This window comes from Hansschlegelia sp., from assembly GCF_035538955.1.
Classification (GTDB): Bacteria; Pseudomonadota; Alphaproteobacteria; order Rhizobiales; family Methylopilaceae; genus Methylopila.
In genome coordinates this window covers 55,453-74,630 of the sequence record NZ_DATLJK010000004.1, presented here as the reverse complement: position 1 = coordinate 74,630, position 19,178 = coordinate 55,453, and the positions used below count along the sequence as shown (strand labels likewise).

At 68.5% G+C, this 19,178-nt stretch carries 22 protein-coding genes; 13 read left to right on the top strand and 9 right to left on the bottom strand.

Going from position 1 to position 19,178, the window contains the following annotated elements; all coding sequences use genetic code 11:
* The 7 genes from VM780_RS01790 to VM780_RS01760 all read right to left on the bottom strand — a co-directional run bounded on the left by VM780_RS01790 (position 1) and on the right by VM780_RS01760 (position 6,357).
* Positions 1 to 1,947, bottom strand: a complete 1,947-nt coding sequence (locus tag VM780_RS01790; protein WP_325444502.1) for an autotransporter assembly complex family protein — start codon at positions 1,945 to 1,947, stop codon at positions 1 to 3.
* A 95-nt stretch (positions 1,948 to 2,042) separates the two neighbouring features.
* Positions 2,043 to 2,663: a MerR family transcriptional regulator gene (locus tag VM780_RS01785; protein ID WP_325444500.1), complete on the bottom strand. Its 621-nt coding sequence runs from the start codon at positions 2,661 to 2,663 to the stop codon at positions 2,043 to 2,045.
* On the bottom strand, positions 2,660 to 2,986 hold the full coding sequence (locus VM780_RS01780) for an integration host factor subunit alpha (protein WP_325444498.1): 327 nt from the start codon (positions 2,984 to 2,986) through the stop codon (positions 2,660 to 2,662). The genes VM780_RS01785 and VM780_RS01780 overlap by 4 nt, the downstream gene beginning before the upstream one ends.
* 128 nt (positions 2,987 to 3,114) lie before the next feature.
* Positions 3,115 to 4,092, bottom strand: a complete 978-nt coding sequence (locus VM780_RS01775; RefSeq protein WP_325444495.1) for a beta-ketoacyl-ACP synthase III — start codon at positions 4,090 to 4,092, stop codon at positions 3,115 to 3,117.
* Positions 4,089 to 5,165, bottom strand: coding sequence for a phosphate acyltransferase PlsX (plsX, locus tag VM780_RS01770; protein WP_325444493.1), 1,077 nt, complete (start codon positions 5,163 to 5,165; stop codon positions 4,089 to 4,091). Before plsX ends, VM780_RS01775 begins: the two co-directional genes overlap by 4 nt.
* A 128-nt stretch (positions 5,166 to 5,293) precedes the next feature.
* Positions 5,294 to 5,809, bottom strand: coding sequence for a DUF177 domain-containing protein (locus VM780_RS01765; protein WP_325444492.1), 516 nt, complete (start codon positions 5,807 to 5,809; stop codon positions 5,294 to 5,296).
* Positions 5,806 to 6,357, bottom strand: a complete 552-nt coding sequence (locus tag VM780_RS01760) for a ubiquinol-cytochrome C chaperone family protein (protein WP_325444797.1) — start codon at positions 6,355 to 6,357, stop codon at positions 5,806 to 5,808. The genes VM780_RS01765 and VM780_RS01760 overlap by 4 nt, the downstream gene beginning before the upstream one ends.
* A gap of 175 nt (positions 6,358 to 6,532) precedes the next feature.
* Between VM780_RS01760 and VM780_RS01755 the strand changes: the two genes are divergently transcribed.
* Genes VM780_RS01755 through VM780_RS01740 form a run of 4 tightly spaced genes read left to right on the top strand, consistent with a single transcriptional unit; the run spans position 6,533 to position 8,626 of the window.
* Positions 6,533 to 6,985, top strand: coding sequence for an outer membrane protein assembly factor BamE (locus VM780_RS01755; RefSeq protein WP_325444490.1), 453 nt, complete (start codon positions 6,533 to 6,535; stop codon positions 6,983 to 6,985).
* A 7-nt stretch (positions 6,986 to 6,992) separates the two neighbouring features.
* Positions 6,993 to 7,448: a hypothetical protein gene (locus VM780_RS01750; protein ID WP_325444488.1), complete on the top strand. Its 456-nt coding sequence runs from the start codon at positions 6,993 to 6,995 to the stop codon at positions 7,446 to 7,448.
* A gap of 31 nt (positions 7,449 to 7,479) precedes the next feature.
* On the top strand, positions 7,480 to 7,917 hold the full coding sequence (locus VM780_RS01745; protein ID WP_325444486.1) for a DUF1489 domain-containing protein: 438 nt from the start codon (positions 7,480 to 7,482) through the stop codon (positions 7,915 to 7,917).
* Positions 7,918 to 7,948: 31 nt separating this feature from the next.
* Positions 7,949 to 8,626: a DUF599 domain-containing protein gene (locus VM780_RS01740; protein WP_325444484.1), complete on the top strand. Its 678-nt coding sequence runs from the start codon at positions 7,949 to 7,951 to the stop codon at positions 8,624 to 8,626.
* Here VM780_RS01740 and cimA read toward each other — a convergent pair.
* Both cimA and cysS read right to left on the bottom strand, forming a co-directional pair.
* Positions 8,600 to 10,228, bottom strand: a complete 1,629-nt coding sequence (gene cimA / locus VM780_RS01735) for a citramalate synthase (protein ID WP_325444481.1) — start codon at positions 10,226 to 10,228, stop codon at positions 8,600 to 8,602. The genes VM780_RS01740 and cimA overlap by 27 nt on opposite strands.
* The gene (gene cysS / locus VM780_RS01730) at positions 10,225 to 11,583 is read right to left on the bottom strand and encodes a cysteine--tRNA ligase (RefSeq protein WP_325444479.1); all 1,359 of its coding nucleotides are present in this window, start codon (positions 11,581 to 11,583) and stop codon (positions 10,225 to 10,227) included. The genes cimA and cysS overlap by 4 nt, the downstream gene beginning before the upstream one ends.
* A 428-nt stretch (positions 11,584 to 12,011) precedes the next feature.
* Here cysS and pqqA point away from each other — a divergent pair, with 428 nt between their 5' ends.
* The 9 genes from pqqA (at position 12,012) to trpC (ending at position 19,178) form a co-directional block, all read left to right on the top strand.
* A complete protein-coding gene (gene pqqA, locus VM780_RS17570) occupies positions 12,012 to 12,092 on the top strand; it encodes a pyrroloquinoline quinone precursor peptide PqqA (RefSeq protein ID WP_128776471.1) in 81 nt (26 codons plus the stop codon).
* 52 nt (positions 12,093 to 12,144) lie between these two features.
* Positions 12,145 to 13,095 carry a pyrroloquinoline quinone biosynthesis protein PqqB gene (gene pqqB, locus VM780_RS01725; RefSeq protein ID WP_325444477.1) on the top strand — a complete coding sequence of 317 codons (951 nt, stop codon included), beginning with the start codon at positions 12,145 to 12,147 and terminating at the stop codon, positions 13,093 to 13,095.
* A 16-nt stretch (positions 13,096 to 13,111) separates the two neighbouring features.
* On the top strand, positions 13,112 to 13,864 hold the full coding sequence (gene pqqC, locus VM780_RS01720; protein WP_325444475.1) for a pyrroloquinoline-quinone synthase PqqC: 753 nt from the start codon (positions 13,112 to 13,114) through the stop codon (positions 13,862 to 13,864).
* Positions 13,861 to 14,142 (top strand): pyrroloquinoline quinone biosynthesis peptide chaperone PqqD, encoded by a 282-nt coding sequence (gene pqqD, locus VM780_RS01715; protein WP_325444473.1) that lies wholly within the window; start codon positions 13,861 to 13,863, stop codon positions 14,140 to 14,142. Before pqqC ends, pqqD begins: the two co-directional genes overlap by 4 nt.
* A 13-nt stretch (positions 14,143 to 14,155) precedes the next feature.
* Positions 14,156 to 15,346, top strand: coding sequence for a pyrroloquinoline quinone biosynthesis protein PqqE (gene pqqE / locus VM780_RS01710; protein WP_325444470.1), 1,191 nt, complete (start codon positions 14,156 to 14,158; stop codon positions 15,344 to 15,346).
* Positions 15,347 to 15,493: 147 nt separating this feature from the next.
* Positions 15,494 to 16,651, top strand: a complete 1,158-nt coding sequence (locus tag VM780_RS01705; protein WP_325444468.1) for a DUF2865 domain-containing protein — start codon at positions 15,494 to 15,496, stop codon at positions 16,649 to 16,651.
* Positions 16,652 to 16,721: 70 nt separating this feature from the next.
* A complete protein-coding gene (locus tag VM780_RS01700; protein WP_325444466.1) occupies positions 16,722 to 17,342 on the top strand; it encodes an aminodeoxychorismate/anthranilate synthase component II in 621 nt (206 codons plus the stop codon).
* Positions 17,343 to 17,352: 10 nt separating this feature from the next.
* Positions 17,353 to 18,378 carry an anthranilate phosphoribosyltransferase gene (gene trpD, locus VM780_RS01695; protein WP_325444464.1) on the top strand — a complete coding sequence of 342 codons (1,026 nt, stop codon included), beginning with the start codon at positions 17,353 to 17,355 and terminating at the stop codon, positions 18,376 to 18,378.
* Positions 18,375 to 19,178 carry an indole-3-glycerol phosphate synthase TrpC gene (trpC, locus tag VM780_RS01690; protein ID WP_325444462.1) on the top strand — a complete coding sequence of 268 codons (804 nt, stop codon included), beginning with the start codon at positions 18,375 to 18,377 and terminating at the stop codon, positions 19,176 to 19,178. Before trpD ends, trpC begins: the two co-directional genes overlap by 4 nt.

Genomic DNA, 19,178 nt, shown 5'->3' with positions numbered 1-19,178 from the left:
TCAGAACGCCTGCCCGATGCCGATGTAGAGCGCGACGCGCGAGTCGTTCTTGCTGCGGCCCATCACGGGGGTCGCGACGTCGACGCGGATCGGGCCGATCGCCGTATAGTATCGCAGACCGATGCCGGCGCCGACGCGAATGTTCTCGCTGAAGTCCGGATAGGTCTTGTCGAAGGCCGCCCCGGCGTCGACGAAGGGCACGATCCCGATCGTGTCCGTCACCTTGATCCGGGCCTCGATCGAGGCCTCCAGCAGGCTGCGTCCGCCGATCGGCGTGTCATCGTCGCATTTCAGCGCGTGTTTCGGCCGCGGATTGATCGGCGTGCAGTAAGGGCTCGCGCTCTGATAGGCGAAACCGCGGATCGAGCCGCCGCCGCCCGCGAAGAAGCGCCGGTTGGCCGGCACGTCCGCGAGATCCTTGGGACCGACGATGGATCCGACGCCGATCTTCCCCGCCAGGATGAAGCGGTGAGCCTCGTCGAAGCTGAGATAGCTCGACACTTGCCCCTTGAAGATGTTGAGGCTCTTGGTGTCGCCCTGGAAATTGTAATACGGCGCTGCGCTCAGCGTTGCGCGAATTCCCTTGGAGGGGTCGAGCGGGCTGTCTGTGCTGTCGAAAGTCGCGAGCAGCGGGATCCCGGCGAGCAGGTAGTTCTTCTCGCCGAAGGTGTCCCGAATGGTCGAAGCCTCGACCTCCAGGCCAGCCTGGATGGAGAGTTCGCTCGTCAGCCGCCGCCTGATCGCTGCCGCGCCGCGGACGCCGTCGCGGTCATAGGCATCGGGCCGCTCGCGCAGCGCCTCGAGATCGACGAGCAGATCGTCGAAGCCGGTCCAGATGCCGGGCTTCTCGAAATGCGCCTTCAGCGTGTACTCGTAGTCGCGCGGCTTGTTGGTGATCAGCCGTGAAGCGCCCGCGTCGATCCGCAGCTTCTCCGCGCCTCCGAACAGGTTCCGGTGCCCCCAGAAGGCGTTGACGCTGGCGCCGTCGATCGTGTCGTATTTCGCGCCCGCGCCGACGTAGCGGAACTTTTTTTCCTCGACCTCGATGGCGACCGGCACCCGGCCTTGCGCGTCCGGCGCGGTCGCCTCGCGGATGCGGATCGAGGAGAACACGTCGAGCTTGGCGAGCTCGGTGCGCAGCTCGGCGACCTTCTTCGGGCTGTAGCGTTCGCCGGCCCGGAACGGCACGCGGCCCAGCACCACCGACGGATCGACCTCCCGCGTGCCCGTCACCGTGACGTTGCCGAAGGGCGCCCGCGGCCCCGCCGCGACTTTGATCGTGACGTCGAGCTGGTTGCGCGAATGGTCCGCGACCGCGTCACGACCCTTGACGGCTGCGAAGGGATAGCCGTCGTCGCGCAGCTGATCGACGATCCTGGACTCGGCGGAGAAAATCGCCGTCGAGGGCGCCGGCTGGCCCGGAGCGAGGCCGATCTTCGCGGGATCGAGCGAGGCCGCCTTGCCGGCGCCGCCGTCGAGACTCACGATCCGTACCCGCCCAAGCGTGAACACCGGCCCGGGATGCACCCGGATCACCACCGGAACAGGCTTTCGCGCCCGCTGCGCGGCGTCGGCCGCGCGCTCGGAGGTGACGGAGACGCCCGCCACGGTCACGTCGACGGTCGCCGCATAACGGCCGGTCGCCATCAGGGCGGCGGCGATGCGTTCGATATCCGCCTTGGCGCGTCCGACGAGGCCAGGAGGCCCGGGCGGCGCATCCTTCTGGAGCGTCTGGAGCGATGAGGTCTCGCGCGCGATCTTCTCGACTTCGGCGTCGCCGCCGTCGACCGCGAAACTCGTGTCGTAAGTGATGCCCGGAATCGCGGCCGCCGCGGCCGGCGGAGGGCCCGACGGGGCGGGCTGCGCAAGGGAAGAGCCGCCGCCGGCGAAGGCGAGACAGGCGACCGCGATCGCCAGGCCCGGCGCGCTTCCGCGGCCCTTACGCACTACATTCAAAAGAGCCGTCCCCGCGTAACACTCGGATACCTTCATAGCCGGTTACCCTGCCGGCGGGAAGGCGTAGCCCTCCATTCGTTGCGGCGTCACAGCCGCTGGTCCAGCAGACGGCGGCATGCGATCAGCTCCTGCAACGCGGTCGACAGCCGCGCTGTCTGCTCCGCGGTGAGCCGCGCGGCGGCCTGTGGGGCGTCCGGTTCCGGAGACGCAGCCGTCACGGAAGGGCCTTCATCCTCCTCCGCATCCTCGACATACGTCGGCTCCGCCGGGATCAGATCAGGCTTTTGGGGCGCCGGCGCCTCTCTTCGGCCGCGAGGCGCCCACACCTCAGGCCCGGCCGCTCCGCCGGCGAGCCCATATGGCGGCGCCGCCTCTTCCGGCCCGGCGGTCTCTGGAACCTCGCCTGAGGCGGCCAGAATGGCGGTCTTCCGGCCGCCCTGTTCGCGCAGAATCCGCTGCACGCCGCGGATCGTGTAGCCTTCCCCGTAAAGCAGTTGCTTGATGCCGCGCAGAAGATCGACGTCGTTCGGACGATAGTAGCGACGGCCGCCGCCGCGCTTGATCGGCTTGATCTGCGGAAAACGCGTCTCCCAGAAGCGCAGCACGTGCTGCGGCAGGCCGAGCTCCTCCGCCACCTCGCTGATGGTGCGGAACGCGCCGGGGTCCTTGCCCCCCTCGCGTGCAGCGTCGCCGGGATCAAACGTCAAGTCGAGCCGTTCCTCTTCGCCGGGGGTTCTTCGACGTGGTTGATCCGGCTCTTCAGGATATTCGAAGGCTTGAACACCATGACGCGCCGTGGCGGAATCGGAACCTCCTGCCCGCTTTTCGGATTGCGTCCGACCCGCTGCCCCTTGTCACGCACGACGAAGGAGCCGAACGAGGAGAGCTTCACCGTCTCTCCGCGCTCCAGGCAGTCGCCGATCTCGGCAAGAACCATTTCTACCAGCGAGGCGGACTCGGTGCGTGACAGGCCGACCTTCTGGTAGACCGCCTCGCACAGATCCGCGCGTGTAACGGTGCGCCCCGTCATCCCCCGTTCCCCCTGCCCTTGAAGTCGCCCGCGCGATCTGACGCCGCGTCTTTCGACCTCCGGAAGGCTATGTGTCCCGCCAGCGGCGGTCAACGCTCCTAATCGCCGACGGCGTCAGGGATATTCACCTACCAGCGCAGCAGCGCCGAACCCCAGGTGAATCCCCCGCCCATGGCTTCAAGCAGGACAAGGTCGCCTTCCGCGATCCGCCCGTCCGCCCGCGCCTCCGCAAGAGCCAGCGGAATGGAGGCGGCCGAAGTGTTGCCGTGGTGGTCCACGGTCACCACCACCTTCTCGGGCGCAATCGCGAGCTTCTGGGCGCTCGCGTCGATGATCCGCCGGTTGGCCTGATGGGGCACAAACCAGTCGATCGTCTCGGCGCTCTCGCCTGTCGCCTCGAAGGCGTCGCGGATCACGTCGGTGATCATGCCGACCGCGTGCCGGAACACCTCGCGTCCCTCCATCCGGACATGGCCGGTGGTGCCGGTCGAGGACGGCCCGCCGTCGACGAACAGCTTGGCCTTGTGTCGGCCATCGGACCGCAGATGCGTGGTGAGGACGCCGCGGTCCTGGGACGTGCCGGGCTGCTCCACGGCCTCCAAGACGACCGCCCCGGCGCCGTCGCCGAACAGCACGCAGGTGGTGCGGTCGGTCCAATCCAGGATGCGCGAGAACGTCTCGGCGCCGATCACCAGCGCGCGGCGATGCTGGCCGGAGATCAGAAACTTGTCGGCGATCGCGAGCGAATAGACGAAGCCCGAGCAGACCGCCTGAACGTCGAAGGCGAAGCCATGCGTGATCCCAAGCGCCGCCTGCACGGAGGTCGCCGTCGCCGGGAACGTGTTGTCGGGCGTCGAGGTTCCGAGCACGATGAAGTCGATGTCGGACGCTTCGAGTCCCGCGTCGGCAAGCGCAGCCTTGGCGGCCGCGGTCGCAAGGTCCGAGGTCATCTCGCCCGCGGCCGCGATGTGGCGGCTTCGGATGCCGGTTCGCTGGACGATCCACTCGTCCGACGTGTCGACCGTCTTGGCGAGGTCGTCATTGGTGAGGACTTCGGCCGGCAGATACGATCCGCAGCCCTTCACGACGGAACGGATGCGGGTCACGAGGCGGCCTCGGCCAGGACCGGCTCGGCGTTCCCGTCGCCCGCAGCCCTCGCGGCGCGTTCGTGAACATGGCCCTGCAAGATCTTGGCCGTCAGGTCGTAACGGGCCATGTCGTAGCCGAGCTCCACGGCCGACGCGAAGCCTTCCGCATCGGTTCCGCCATGGCTCTTGATGACCACTCCGTCGAGCCCGAGAAACACGCCGCCATTCACCTTTCGGGGATCCATCTTGTCCTTGAGAGTGTCGAAGGCGTGCTTCGCCAGGAGATAACCGATCTTCGACAGAAAGGTTCGGCCGAGCGCGGAGCGCAGATATTCGCCGATCTGGCGCGCGGTGCCTTCCGCGGTCTTCAGCGCGATGTTGCCCGAGAAGCCCTCGGTGACGACGACGTCCACCGAACCCTTGCCGATGTCGTCGCCCTCTACGAAGCCGCGGAAGTCCATGCCCGGGAAGGCCTGCTCCTTCAGCAGCCGCGCGGCCTCCTTGACCTGCTCGACGCCCTTGATCTCCTCGACCCCGACATTCAGGAGGCCGACGGTCGGACGCTCGATGTCGAACAGGATGCGGGCCATCGCCGAGCCCATGACGGCGAAGTCGACCAGTTGCTTGGCGTCCGCGCCGATCGTGGCGCCGACGTCGAGCACGATGCTTTCTCCGCGCAGCGTCGGCCAGATCGCGGCGATCGCCGGGCGATCGATGTCGGGCAGCATGCGCAGGCAGAAACGCGACATCGCCATCAGCGCGCCGGTGTTGCCCGCAGACACTGCGACGTGCGCGCGCCGGGTCTTCACAGCCTCGAGCGCGAGCCACATGGACGACCTGCGACGACCCTGACGCAGCGCGACGCTCGGCTTGTCCTCCATCCGCACCGCCACATCGGTGTGCTGGATCTCGGAGACGGCGGCGAGCTTCGGCTGAGCGTCGAGCAGCGGGCGAATCCGGGCCTCGTCGCCGACGAACAGAAAGCGCGTGTCAGGCTTGCGGGTGAGCGCCACGGCGGCCCCCGGCACGACCACCTCGGGGCCGTGATCGCCGCCCATGGCGTCGAGTGCGATGCAAACCTTGTCTGTCATTCGTCTTTGAAGCCGGAGACCGTGCTCTACGCGATTGGGGCGCCGAGATGGACCGGCGACATGCGCGGTTCGGACGCGCGCGGACCATAGCGTCTGCCGCTCAGGTGGCAACCCTTACGGGCCGGGGCTCAGCCTTCGCCGGAACCGTCGCGCGCCAGCCGGCGCAGCACCGCGAACGGCGATTCGGCCTCGCCGGGCGCCGCCTTGGGCTCGAACGCGGCGCCGGGCTTGCGTGGATAGGGGTCAAGCCCGAGCGTGAAGAACTCAGACGCGATGGCTCCAAGATCCACGGCGCCGCCAACCAGCGGGTCCGGCGCGTCCTCGTCGACATCCTGTTCGCCGCCCCCGAGCGGCGCCCGCGGCGAGAACCTGACCGACACATCTTCGTGCACGGGCTCCTCGAAGGGCTCGAGCGTGAGGACGCAGGTCCGCGTCGTCCGCGCGTCCACGACGCCACGCACCTCGAGGCCCTCCGCGCCGAAGGGGCGGACATGGAAGCGCGCCACGAGGGATTCGACGGAGATCACGTCGTTCAGCGCCGCGACCGCCTCGCGCTCGCGCGGCGAGGCGACGATCTCGACGTCGAGCCCCTCTGACGGAACCGAGGCCGCCTGAACGGGGTGGGAGAGCGGGGCGTCGCTCACGGCGCGACCTCCTGAATGGCCGGGAAGGCAGGTCCGATGGCGACCAGGCTTTCAACCGACTGGGACTGCACGGCGTCAGCCGCACCGAGAACATAGGCCGCGAGGTTCGCAGGAGCGTCCGCTGCGGCGGGAGCGTCGCGATAAACGATCCTTGTGAGCGCCGCTGCGAGCGCCGGTCCGTCCCGCCGGTCAAGCGCGGCGTCATATTGCGCCGCCCCATCGTAGAAGGCGCGGATGATCGGCTTCATCTTCTTCGGCACCGACAGGTCGCCCACCCCCATCTCCCGCAGGCTGGCGTCGAGACTGCGGAACATCTCTTCGATCACCTCCTGGGCTCTCGCGGCGGCGTCCGGGCCGCCGCGGCGCAGGCCGCGGAGATAGAGCGCGACGTGCAGCACGATGAGCTCGAAGCGCGCCGGCAGCGTGTCCGGAACAGACAACTCCCGATAAAGCGCGGGCCGGCGGGCGGCGGACACCAGGTCTGCGTAAATCCGCTCGGCCGCCGTCGGCTCGGCGGCGGCGCGTCTCCTGAGAAGCCCGAAAATCATCGCCGCCACGCCCGAGGTGAAGGCGCCGGCCGCGCGCCTCCGCTGTTGAACTGGGGCCTCCCGCGAGGTACGCCAAGAGCGGCGGAGCGGCAAGCCTCGGGGGCAGAGGCGCGTGCTGCGCCGGCGCCGCGTCCGGGCGCCCTGTTGGGTCGCGTTTCGGGAGGAAGCTTCAGGCATGAGCATCAAGAGTTCGCCGGCGCTGGTCCGGGCGGCCGGTCTGATCGTGGCCTCCGCTCTGGCCCTCGGGGCCGCCGGCTGCGCCGAAGACCAGTCCAAGGGCTATGTCTTCTCCGAGACCGCGCTGCAGCAGGTTGCCGTGGGCTCCAGCCAGGAACAGGTCCTGGTCGTGCTCGGAACGCCCTCGACGACCGCGACCCTGAAGGGTCAGGTCTTCTACTACATCTCCCAGAAGACGCACCGGCCGGTCGCCTTCATGAACCCGAGCATCACAGATCAGCGCGTGCTCGCGATCTTCTTCGACCAGAACCGCAAGGTCGAGAAGATCGCCGATTACGGCATGAAGGACGGCCGCGTGTTCGACTTCAGGAACCAGGTCACGCCGACCGCCGGTCAGGAGCAGAACTTCATCGAACACATGTTCAAGGGCCTGCTCTCCAACGACGAGTGAGAGCACCGTGTCGCGGGAGGTTCCGATCGTCACGCTGAGGCGGGCTGTCGCCGTTTTCTGCCTGGCGGGCATGGCGCTCGCCGCTCCCGCCACAGCCGCGCCCGGCGACAGGCAGTTCGTCGGCGTCGACCGCCACGATCCGTCCGCCTTTCTGCGCGCGGTGCGGGCCGGCGCTGATTTCGTAAAGGGCGGCCGCGGCCGGCAGTTCAGGGTGATCCTCGCAAATTCCGGCGTGATCGTCGCGATACCCGGAACATCGACGGTGCAGATGCAGTTCGTCGAGGCCACGCGGGGCGCGCGCGGACTGCAGATCATCGCCTGTCGCGAAACGATCGACGCGCTCTCCAAGGCGAACCGTCGGCGCGTGCCGGTGCTTCCAGGCGTCACTCTGATGCCGTGCGCAAGCCTGAGGAACAAGATGACGGTCGCGGGGTGGCAGGAGGCTCCGGGACTCGGGTATTAGCCTGCCGAGAGGACGCGCCGGCGAACGGGCAATGCCGCTTCATCTGCAAAAGCTCTGCGTGGGATGCGATTCGCCGGAGGACCTCCGCAGCTGGATCGACGAGCGCATGTCGGAGCGCCGGCGTCGCGGCGCCCCCGAGGAGCAGATCCACGTCACCCGGATGGCCCCCAAGCGCGCGGCGGAGCTGCTCGACGGCGGCTCGCTCTACTGGGTGATCAAGGGCGTCATCCTGGTCCGTCAGCCGCTGATCGATCTCAGATCCGTCACGGGGGCGGACGGCGTGGAACGTTGCGAACTCGTGCTGCGGCCGGAGCTGACGGCCGTGCGGCCTGCGCCGCGCCGGCCGTTCCAGGGCTGGCGCTATCTTCCCGACGCCGACGCGCCGGCCGATCTCGCCGAGGACGAGCGGCGCGCGCCCGGCCTGCCGCCTCACCTCGTCACAGAGTTGCGCACGCTGGGGCTGCTGTGAGCGGCCCGGTCCGACCCGCAGGGGCGCGGCCGTGACCCCGTTCACGATTCTGGACCTTGCGGCGCTCTGCGTCTTCTTCGGCGTCTGGTTCGCCCATCACCTGATCTCCGAGTTCTCCTCGGGCGGCCTCAGCACCGTGATGGCGCGCCGGCGCCGCGAGTGGATGGGCAGGATGGGCGCACGCGAGGCCCGGATGCCGGACTCGATCACCATGCAGGGTCTGCAGAACGGCTCCGCCTTCTTCGCCTCGACTTCGCTGATCGCAATTGGCGGCGGCCTTGCGGCCCTGCAGGCGAGCAATCAGGCGATCGAGGTGTTCGCCGCCCTGCCCTTCGGCGTCACCACGACCCCGCAGCTATATGACGTCAAGGTCGTCGGCTTCTCGGCGATGTTCGTCTACATCTTCTTCAAGTTTGTCTGGGCTTACCGGCTGTTCAACTACTGCTCGATCCTGATCGTCGCGGCGCCGCCGCCGGATCAGTGCGGCACGCGCGAGATGGAGATCGCAGTCGAGCGCGCCGCGCGCATGAACATCGAGGCCGGCCGGCACTTCAACCGCGGCCTGCGCGCGCTGTTCTTCGTGCTGGCCTATCTGGGCTGGTTTCTCAGCCCTGCCGTGCTGATCGTCTCGAGTCTCGCGGTCTGGCTCGTGCTGTACCGTCGCCAGTTCGCCTCGGAGTCGCTACGCGCCGCAAGCTTCGGCGAGTGAGGCGGCGCCTGCGGGCGCGTCCGCCTTGAGCAGCTTGTACGTCACGCTGTCGACCAGCGCCTCGAAGGAGGCGTCGATGATGTTCGGCGAGACGCCCACGGTCGTCCAGCTCTCGCCATTGCCGTCGGTCGACTCGATCAGCACGCGGGTCACGGCCTCGGTGCCGCCGTTCAGGATCCGGACCTTGTAGTCGGTGAGCTTCAGGTCGGCGATGAGCGGCTGATAGCGGCCGAGGTCCTTGCGGAGCGCGACGTCGAGCGCGTTCACCGGCCCGATGCCCTCGGCCGCCGTGATCAGCGGCTCTCCGTCGACGATGACCTTCACCACCGCCTCCGAGACCGTGACGAGTTCGCCGACCGCGTTGTGCCGACGCTCGACCATGACGCGGAAGCTCTCGACGGAGAAGTAGTCCGGCACCCGGCCGAGCGCGCGGCGGGCGAGCAGCGCGAAGGAGGCGTCCGCGCCCTCATAGGCGTAGCCCTGCGCCTCGCGCTCCTTGACGAGCGCAAGCAGCGCATCGACGCGTGGATCTGCGCGGTCCGCCTCGACGCCGACGCGCGCGAGCTCTGCGAGCAGGTTCGACTTGCCGCCTTGGTCGGAGACCAGCAGGCGGCGGTGGTTTCCGACGCTCTCCGGCGGCACGTGCTCATAGGTGCGCGGATTCTTCAGGATCGCGGAGGCGTGAATGCCGGCCTTGGTGGCGAACGCGTTGGCGCCGACATAGGGCGCGTAGCGGTTCGATGGCCGGTTCAGCAGCTCGTCGAAGGAGCGCGACAGCTGCGACAGCGAGGCCAGCGCGTCGTCGCCGACGCCGATCTCGAACAGCTCGGAGAATTCCGGCTTGAGCTTCAGGGTCGGGATCAGCGTCGTCAGGTTCGCGTTGCCGCAGCGCTCGCCGAGCCCGTTCAGCGTGCCCTGGATCTGCCGCGCGCCGGCCCGCACGGCCGCGAGCGAATTGGCGACGCCGAGGCCCATATCGTCATGGGCGTGGATGCCGAGCTTCTCTCCAGGAACCATCCGGGCCGCCTGCGCGACGATGGCCGCCACTTCGTCCGCAGTGGTCCCGCCATTGGTGTCGCACATCACCGCCCAACGGGCGCCGGCGGCGATCGCCGCCTCGAGGCACGCCAGCGCATAGGATGGATTGGCCTTGAAGCCGTCGAAGAAATGCTCGCAGTCGATCATCGTCTCGCGGCCGGCGGCGACGGAGGCCTCGACGGTCTCGCGGATCTGCCGAAGGTTCTCGTCAAGCGAGATGCCCAAGGCCTCGGCGACGTGGAAGTCCCAGCTTTTCGCGACGAAGCAGCAGGCCTGAGCCCTCGCCTGCAGCACCCCCTGAAGACCGGGGTCGTTCGAGGCCGAACGTCCGGCGCGCTTGGTCATGCCGAAGGCGGTGAAGATCGCGCGCGTGGTGCGCGGCGCCGAGAAGAACTCGGTGTCCGTCGGGTTCGCGCCCGGAAAACCGCCTTCGACGTAGTCCACGCCCAACCCGTCCAGCAGCCGCGCCACCAGGATCTTGTCCTGGAGCGTGAAATCGACGCCCGCCGTCTGGGCGCCGTCACGCAGCGTGGTGTCGAACAGGTAGACGCGGTCGCGGCTCATCTGGCGATTTCCCAGCTTGTGCCCGACGCGCCGTCCTTCAACACGACGCCTTTCGCGAGGAGCTCATCGCGGATGCGGTCGGCCTCGGCGAAGTTGCGCTCCTTGCGGGCCGCGATGCGGGCGTCGACCAGACGCTCGATCTCCTCACGCGGAAGGCTTGGCTCCGGAACGCGGGACGCCTGCCAGTCCTCATAGACGTCCTGCCGGAAACCGAGGAAGCCGAGCGTCCCGGCGAGCGCCTTGCGGCCGCCCTCGGAGCGCAGCCGGTGCATCTCGGCGATCATTTTCGGCGTGTTGAGATCGTCGGCGAGCGCCTCGACAACCCCCGGCGCGGGCCGCGGATCGGCGTCGGTCGCCGCCGCTTCGAACCACTGGCCGAGCGTCCGCTCCGCCTCCTGCAGCCCCTTCAGCGTCCAGTTGATCGGCTGGCGGTAATGCGCGGTCAGCATCGCAAGCCTGGCGACGTCGCCGGGCCAGTCCGCCAAGACCTCGCGGATGGTGACGAAGTTGCCGAGCGACTTCGACATCTTCTCGCCCTCGACCTGCAGGAAGCCGTTGTGCATCCAGAAATTGGCCATGCGGTCGTGGCCGAAGCAGCAGGTCGACTGCGCGATCTCATTCTCATGGTGCGGGAAGATCAGGTCGATGCCGCCGCCATGGATATCGAACACCTCGCCAAGCAGGGCGGCCGACATCGCGGAGCATTCCAGGTGCCAGCCCGGGCGCCCCATGCCCCACGGGCTCGGCCATGCCGGTTCCCCCTCCTTCGAGGGCTTCCACAGCACGAAGTCCATCGGGCCCTTCTTGTAGGACGCGACCTCGACGCGGGCGCCGGCCTCCATCTCGTCGAGCGAGCGCCGCGCCAGGCGGCCGTAGGCCGGCATCGAGGCGACGTCGAACAGCACATGGCCGTCCGCCTCATAGGCATGGCCGCGCGCAATCAGCCGCTCGACCAGCTTGACCATGTCGAGCTCGCCCTCGCCACGGCAGATATATTCCGTGGCCCGCGGCTCCTCGGTCGGCGGCAGGCAGCCGAGCTCGGCGACGTCGGCGTGGAAGCCGCGGGCCGTCTCGGCGGTCAGCTCGTGGATGGAGACGCCGCGCTCCGCCGCCCGGGCGTTGATCTTGTCGTCGACGTCCGTGATGTTGCGCACATAGGTGACGCGCTCGGCGCCGTAGACGTGGCGCAGCAGACGGTACAGCAGGTCGAAGACGATGACGGGGCGCGCGTTGCCGATATGCGCCCGGTCATAGACGGTCGGGCCGCACACATACATCCGCACGTCCTGCGGATCGATCGGCGCGAAGGCGTCTTTCGCGCGCGTCAGGGAATTGTAGAGCTTGAGCGCGGTCACGCCCCGTCCTCCTCGTGGGCCGGGGTGTCGTTCTTCTCTCAAAAGATCAAGAAAAAACCGCCGCGGCCAGCCTCAGCTATCCGCAGATGATGACGATCCGGTTGATGGCGTCGGCGCGTCGGGCGGCGTTCATGGCCGGGACAATGATCACGCGGGCAGGCGCCGTCAAGCCTCGGCCGCAGCGAACGAAATCGTCACGCCGGCGCGGTCGGAATTGGGCGATGATGTGGCCGAGGCGCCGTCTCCTAGCGCCCATTGTCCTGCGGTAATCCTAAGAATATCTTGAGGAATTCTGGCTTGGATTACCAAGATTTAAGGCGCGATGCGCTGGCGCCGCCGCGGGCGCAAAGCTATCTTCCCTGGCGCGCCAAGAGAAGCGGCTCCGCTTCTTGAAGGTGCGAAGTCTTAGGGAACCTTAGGAGGCTATCATGGCCATTTGGACCGCTCCGATCGTCGAAGAGACCCCCGTCGGTCTCGAAGTCACGTCGTACAGCCCGGCTGAGCTCTGAGCTGAAGCCGTGACTGTATTCGGGACGATCTGAGGAAGGATCGGCTTACGCCATGTCTCTTCGGATGATCGTGCTCGGATCAGCCGCCGGCGGCGGCTTTCCCCAGTGGAATTGCCGCTGTCCGGTGTGCGCTCTGGCGTGGGACGGCGACCCGCGCGTCAAGCGCCGCACGCAGTCCTCGATCGCGATCGAGACCGGGCGCGGGACCTGGACGCTGTTCAACGCCTCGCCCGACCTGCGGGCCCAAATTCTCGCGACGCCGAAGCTGCAGCCGACCGGGCTGCGGGAGACGCCGATCCGCTCGGTAGTTCTCACCAATGGCGACGTCGATCATGTCGACGGGCTGATCACTCTGCGTGAGAGGTCGCCGCTGACGGTTTACGCGACGTCGCAGATCTCCGCTGTGCTGGACGCCAACCCGATTTTCGGCGTGCTGGCGAAGGACGTCGTCGGGCGGCGGACCGTCCAGCTCGACAAGCCGTTCGCGATCGACGAAGCCACGATCGAGTTCTTCGGGGTGCCGGGTAAGGTGCCGCTCTACCTTGAGACCGAGGATCTGAAGATCGGCGACACGTCCGGCGACACGGTCGGCGTCGACATCCGCAAGGATGGCCGTCGTCTGGTCTACATACCCGGTTGCGCGGTCGTGAACGAAGACGTGCTGCAACGGGTCGACGGCGCAGACGTTCTGCTGTTCGACGGCACCGTGTTCGAGGACGACGAGATGCGAAGAGCCGGCGTCGGCGAGAAGACCGGCCGGCGCATGGGCCACGTGCCGCTGTCCGGCGACGGCGGCTCGATGACGGCTTTCGACGGCGTGAAGGTGGGTCGCAAGATCTACATTCACATCAACAACACGAACCCGATCCTGATCGCCGGCTCGCCCGAGCGCCGGGAGGTCGAGGCTCGTGGCTGGGAAGTGTCGGAAGACGGGCTTGAGGTGACGGTCGGAGAGGCCGTCCGGCCGGTCGAGCGACAGGATCGCGGGTCAACCGCGGCGTAGACTGCGGAGGATTGCGATGACGGACCTGCTCACCGCGAGCCAGCTTGAGGAGCGCCTCCGCGAGGTCGGCGCGACCCGTTACCATCACCTTCACCCGTTCCAGTTGCGGCTGCAGTCCGGCGCGTGCTCGCGCGGCGAGGTCGAGGCCTGGGCGCTCAACCGCTACCTCTACCAGGCCTGTATCCCCCAGAAGGACGCCATCATCCTGTCCCGGATGGAGGACGCCCAACTTCGCCGCGAATGGCGCCAGCGCATCATCGATCATGACGGTGAGCGCGAGGGCGAAGGCGGCATCGCCAAATGGTTGAAGCTGACCGACGATCTCGGGCTCGACCGCCAGACGGTCATGAGCGGCAAGCTCGCCTTGCCGGCCACCAAGTTCGCGGTGAACGCCTATCTGAGCTTTGTGCGCGACCGTTCGCTGCTGGAGGCGATCGCCTCCTCGCTCACCGAGCTGTTCTCGCCGATGGTGATCGCGACCCGCGTTTCCGGAATGCTGGCGAATTACGACTACGTTACCAAGGAGACGCTCGCCTATTTCACGGCGCGGCCGGTGCAGGCGAAGCGCGACAGCGATTTTGCGCTCGACTACTGCAAGAGCCACGCGCGGACGCCGGAGCAGCAGCAGGCGGTGATCGGCGCGCTCGAATTCAAATGTTCGATGCTGTGGACCATGTTGGACGCGCTCGAGCATGCCTATCTGTACGCCAAGCCTTGGCCCGACGCTTTCCAGCCGGCGGGCCAAGCTGATCGGCAGGCGGCGGAATGACCGAGGTTTCGTCCGACGCCACGCCAAAACTTCCGCGAGGCGTGCGTCTGCGGAAGGATGAGGTTCGGAACCAGTGGCTGCTGCTCGCGCCGGAGCGCGTGCTGCATCCCGACGCCATCGCGGTTGCGGTGCTCGAACGCTGCGACGGGGTAAGGACGGTCTCGGCGATCGTCGACGACCTGGCGACGGCCTATGCCGCGCCGCGCGAGACGATCGAGACGGACGTCAAGGCGATGCTCACGGACCTCGCCAACAAGCGCGTGCTGGACCTCGGCTGAGGAGGCCGAAGCCATGAACGACATGACGATTCCAAATCCGGCGGAAGCGGCCCGCGTGCCGCCGCCGGCGCCGCTCGGCATGCTGGCTGAGCTGACCCATCGTTGCCCGCTGTCGTGCCCCTACTGCTCGAACCCGGTGGAGCTCGACAAGCGCTCCGGCGAACTCGACACCGAGACCTGGAAGCGGGTGTTTTCCGAAGCCGCCCAGATGGGCGTGCTGCACCTCCACCTTTCGGGCGGCGAGCCGACTGCGCGCAAGGACATCGTCGAACTCACGGCGCACGCCGTGAAGATCGGGCTCTACACCAACCTCATCACCTCGGGCATCGGCGTCACCCGCGAGAAGCTCGAGGAGCTCGCCAACGTCGGTCTCGACCACGTCCAGCTGTCGATCCAGGACGCGCTGCCGGAAACGGCCGACCGGATCGCGGGCCTGAAGGGCGCGCATGAGAAGAAGCGGATCTTCGCCGGCTGGGTTCTGGAGCTCGGGCTGCCGCTCACCATCAACGCCGTGATCCACCGCGCCAACATCGAGAACATCGAGCCGCTGGTGAACATGGCGCTGGATTTCGGCGCCCGCCGGGTCGAGATCGCGCATTCCCAGTACTACGGCTGGGCTCTCGAGAACCGCCGGATGCTGATGCCGACCCGCGAGCAGGTCATGCGCGCGGCTGAGACGGTCGAGCGGCTGCGCGACGAGCTCAAGGGCAGGCTCGTGATCGACGCCGTCGTGCCGGACTATTACGCGCGCCGTCCGAAGCCCTGCGTCGGCGGCTGGGGACGCCAGTCGCTCAACGTCACCCCCTCCGGCAAGGTCCTGCCTTGCCACGCGGCGGAGACCATCAAGCACCTCAAGTTCGACTACGTCACCGAACGCAGCCTGCCGGACATCTGGGCCAACTCCTCGGCCTTCGAGGCCTATCGCGGCACCAGCTGGATGAAGGAGCCCTGCAAGGGCTGTCCGCGCAAGGAGATCGACTTCGGCGGCTGTCGCTGTCAGGCGCTCGCGATCACCGGCGATCCGGAGCAGGCCGATCCCGCCTGTTCGCTGTCGCCGTTCCACGCGAAGATCGTGGCGCTGGCGATCAAGGACGCCGCGGTGGACCAGACGGACTATGTCTACCGCCGGTTTGGCGGCGCGCCCGATCCCCGCGTCACGATCACGCGCAGCAACGCCCCGACGCCGGCGGACGCCGTCGACTGACACGACGCCGGCGCGGCGCCCTGGCCGCAGCCGGGGCCCCACGCCGGCTCCTCACTTCAAACTCATTGCTCGGCCTCTGTGCGGATCGGGTCCCAGCGGCTAAACAAGCCGGGGGCAAGGCGGCGCCGACTCGCGTTAAGGACTGGCATGAGGTCGTTTCTCGCCGCGGTCGCGGCATTTCTGCTCGCCGTCACGGCCAGCGACGCTCAGGCGCAGGAGGGCTCGGAGACCTGCCTTCGGCTCGAGGCGCAGCTCGCCTCGCTCGGACGCCCGCGCCAGGCCGACCCGCGCCAGCTGCAGCAGTCGGCCGCCCGCCAGCAGGCCGAGCTGGACCGCACGACCGCCTACGCCAAGGGTCTCGGCTGTGGGCGGCGTTTCTTCTTCTCGCCCGATCCGCCTGCGGAATGCGGCCCCCTCAACGAGCGGATTCGCCAGATGCAGGCGAATCTCGATCGGCTGAACGCGCAGACCGCCCAGGCCGCGCAGGGCGGCGGCGGCGATCCGCGCCGGCGCGACCTGCTGATCGCGCTGGCCCGCAATCAGTGCGGGCCGCAATACCGTCTGGTCGAGCGGCGCGTGCAGGGTCCGCAGCAGAAGCGCGGCTTCTTCGACTTCCTGTTCGGCGGTTCCGGCTCCGAAGACTCGTCTCAGGGCGAGACTGTGATCGAGCCGGAGATGTCGCCGGAGGCGACGCCGCGCGTCTCGACCTTCCGAACGGTCTGCGTGCGGACCTGCGACGGCTTCTTCTTCCCGATCTCGTATCAGACCACCCGCAACGCTTTCGAACGCGACGAGGCGATCTGTCAGGCCACCTGTCCGGGCGCGGAGGCGAAGCTCTTCGCCTATCCCAACCCGGGCGGCCAGATGGAGCAGGCGACAGGCGTCGAGGGCGAGCCCTACGCCAAGCTCCAGAACGCGTTCCGCTACCGCAAGGAGTTCGTGTCGGGCTGCTCCTGCAAGCCGGAAGGCATGAGCTGGGCGCAGGCTCTGCAAGGCGTCGAGGATAAGACCGTCAAGAAGGGCGACATCGTCGTCGACGAGCAGAAGGCGCAGGAGCTGTCGCGTCCGCAGGGAGAGGCTGCGCTGCGCGCCGCCCCAAAACCGCAGAGCCCGTCTCCCCGCCCCGCGCAGGGCTCCGACACGCCACAGGCGAGGGACGACGACCGGCCGACCGGCGGGGCCGCGCCCTCCCCGTCCGCGCCGCCGGACGACGTGATCATCCTGAAGCAACCGCCGCTCGACCGCGGGCAGATCGAGCGACGGCCGCTCGACGGGCCGCCGGTCGAACGCGCGCCACAGCAATGACAGCGGCGCTGCCGCCCTTGACGCGAGGCGCCGCTGCGCATTGAGTGCGCGCCTTGAGAGAGCCGCCGCGATGACCGCCGTCACCCTGATCGACAATTACGACAGCTTCACCTGGAACGTGGTCCACGCGCTTGGCGCGCTCGGGGCCGAGGTGAAGGTCGCGCGCAACGACAAGGTCACCGTCGAAGAGGTTCTGGCGGAAGGCCCCGATGCGATCGTGATCTCGCCGGGCCCCTGCACGCCGCACGAGGCGGGCATCTCCTGCGAGCTGATCGCGCGCTCCGCCGGTCACGTGCCGGTCTTCGGCGTCTGCCTCGGCCACCAGGCGATCGGCGAAGTCTTCGGCGGCGCTGTCATACGCGCCCCAAGCCCCGTTCACGGCAAGCTGGCGCAGGTCAACCATGGAGGGCGCGGCGTCTTCCGCGGCCTCAACGGTCCGATCCAGGCCACGCGGTATCACTCCCTTGTGGTCCAGCGTGACGGGCTGCCCGACGTCCTCGAGGTCACGGCCGAAACAGAGGACGGGCTGATCATGGGCCTCTCGCATCGCGCGTTCCCGATCCATGGCGTGCAATTTCATCCCGAGAGCATCGCCTCGGAGCATGGGGCGTCGATCTTCGGGAATTTCCTCGCCGACGCCGCCGAGTGGAACGCCGCGCGTCGGCGCCTCGCGGCTGCGCGCGCCTTCTGAGACGCCGGCCATGAACGGATTCAAGGCGGTGCTCGCCCGGGTAGCCGACGGACGTCCGCTCGACCGCATGGAGGCCGAAGCCGCGTTCGGCCAGCTGATGGCGGGCGAGGCCACGTCGGCGCAGCTGGGCGGCTTCCTGATGGCGCTGCGGGTGCGCGGCGAAACCGTCGACGAGATCGCCGGCGCGGTCGCCGCGATGCGCGCCCGCATGACGCCGGTGGCCGCGCCCGCGGACGCGGTGGACGTGGTCGGCACCGGCGGCGATGGCTCCGGCTCCGTCAACGTCTCAACCTGCGCCGCCTTCGTGGTGGCCGGCTGCGGCGTGCCCGTCGCCAAGCATGGCAATCGCGCCCTCTCATCGAGGTCCGGCTCCGCCGACGTGCTGCGCGCGCTGGGCGTTTCGGTCGACATCGACGCGAACCGGATCTCCGCCTGCATCGCCGAGGCCGGGATCGGCTTCATGTTCGCGCCGAACCACCATTCCGCCATGCGGCATGTCGGTCCCGCTCGCACCGAGCTCGGCGTGCGGACGATCTTCAACCTGCTGGGACCGCTCTCGAACCCGGCTGGCGTGAGGCGGCAGATGGTCGGCGTGTTCGCGCGCAGATGGGTCGTGCCGATCGCCGAGGCGCTGGCGCAGCTCGGCTCGGAGCGCGCCTGGGTGGTGCACGGCTCCGACGGGCTCGACGAGATCACCACGTCCGGGCCGACCTTCGTGGCCTCGCTCGAGAACGGCGCCGTGACGACCTTTGAGGTCTCGCCCGAGGACGCCGGCTTCGCGCCGCATCCGGTCGGGGCGCTCGCAGGCGGCGACGCCGAGAGCAACGCGCGCGCCATGCGGCAGGTGCTGGAAGGCCGGCCCGGCGCCTATCGTGACGTCGCGATCCTCAACGCGGCCGCCGCGCTGGTCGTCGCCGGCCGCGCGGCGACTCTTGGCGAAGGCGCAGCGCTCGCCGTCGCCGCGCTCGATTCCGGCGCAGCGCTCGCCCGGCTCGAGGCGCTCGTCCAGGTCTCGAATGCGGAGCTCGCCGCGTGAGCGACATCCTCGACCGCATCGGCGCGTATAAGCGGCGCGAAATCGCCGAAGCCAAGAGCGTCCGCCCCTTCGTGGAGGTCCGCCGCGCCGCCGACGTGGCCTCGCCGCCGCGGGGCTTCGCCGACGCCATCCGCCGCAGGATCGACGCGGGCGGCACGGCGCTGATCGCAGAGATCAAGAAGGCAAGCCCGTCCCGGGGCCTGATCCGCGCCGACTTCGACCCGCCCGCGCTCGCCCGCGCCTATGCGGAGGGCGGCGCGACCTGCCTGTCCGTGCTGACGGATGGGCCGTCCTTCCAGGGCGCGCCGGAGTTTCTGGTGAGCGCCCGCGAGGCGGTTTCCCTGCCGGTGATCCGCAAGGACTTCCTCTACGAGCCCTATCAGGTCGCCGAGGCGCGGGCGCTCGGCGCCGACTGCATCCTGGTGATCATGGCCGCGGTCACCGACGCCGAGGCGCGTGACCTCGTCGCGGCGGCCGCAGATTTCGGCATGGACGCCCTGATCGAGGTGCACGACGCCGCAGAGCTCGACCGCGCGCTGCCGCTCGCCGCGCCCCTGCTCGGCGTTAACAACCGGAACCTCAGAACCTTCGAGGTGACGCTCGAGACGACGGAGAGGCTCGCCCCTCTGGTTCCCGCCGGGCGCATCCTCGTCGGCGAGAGCGGCATCTTCACGCCGGCGGACGTGGCGCGGCTCGCCGCCGTCGGCTGCCGGACGCTGCTGGTCGGCGAAAGCCTGATGCGGCAGGCGGATGTCGCCTCCGCCACCCGCGCGCTGCTGGCGCCGCCGCCGGCGTCCTGA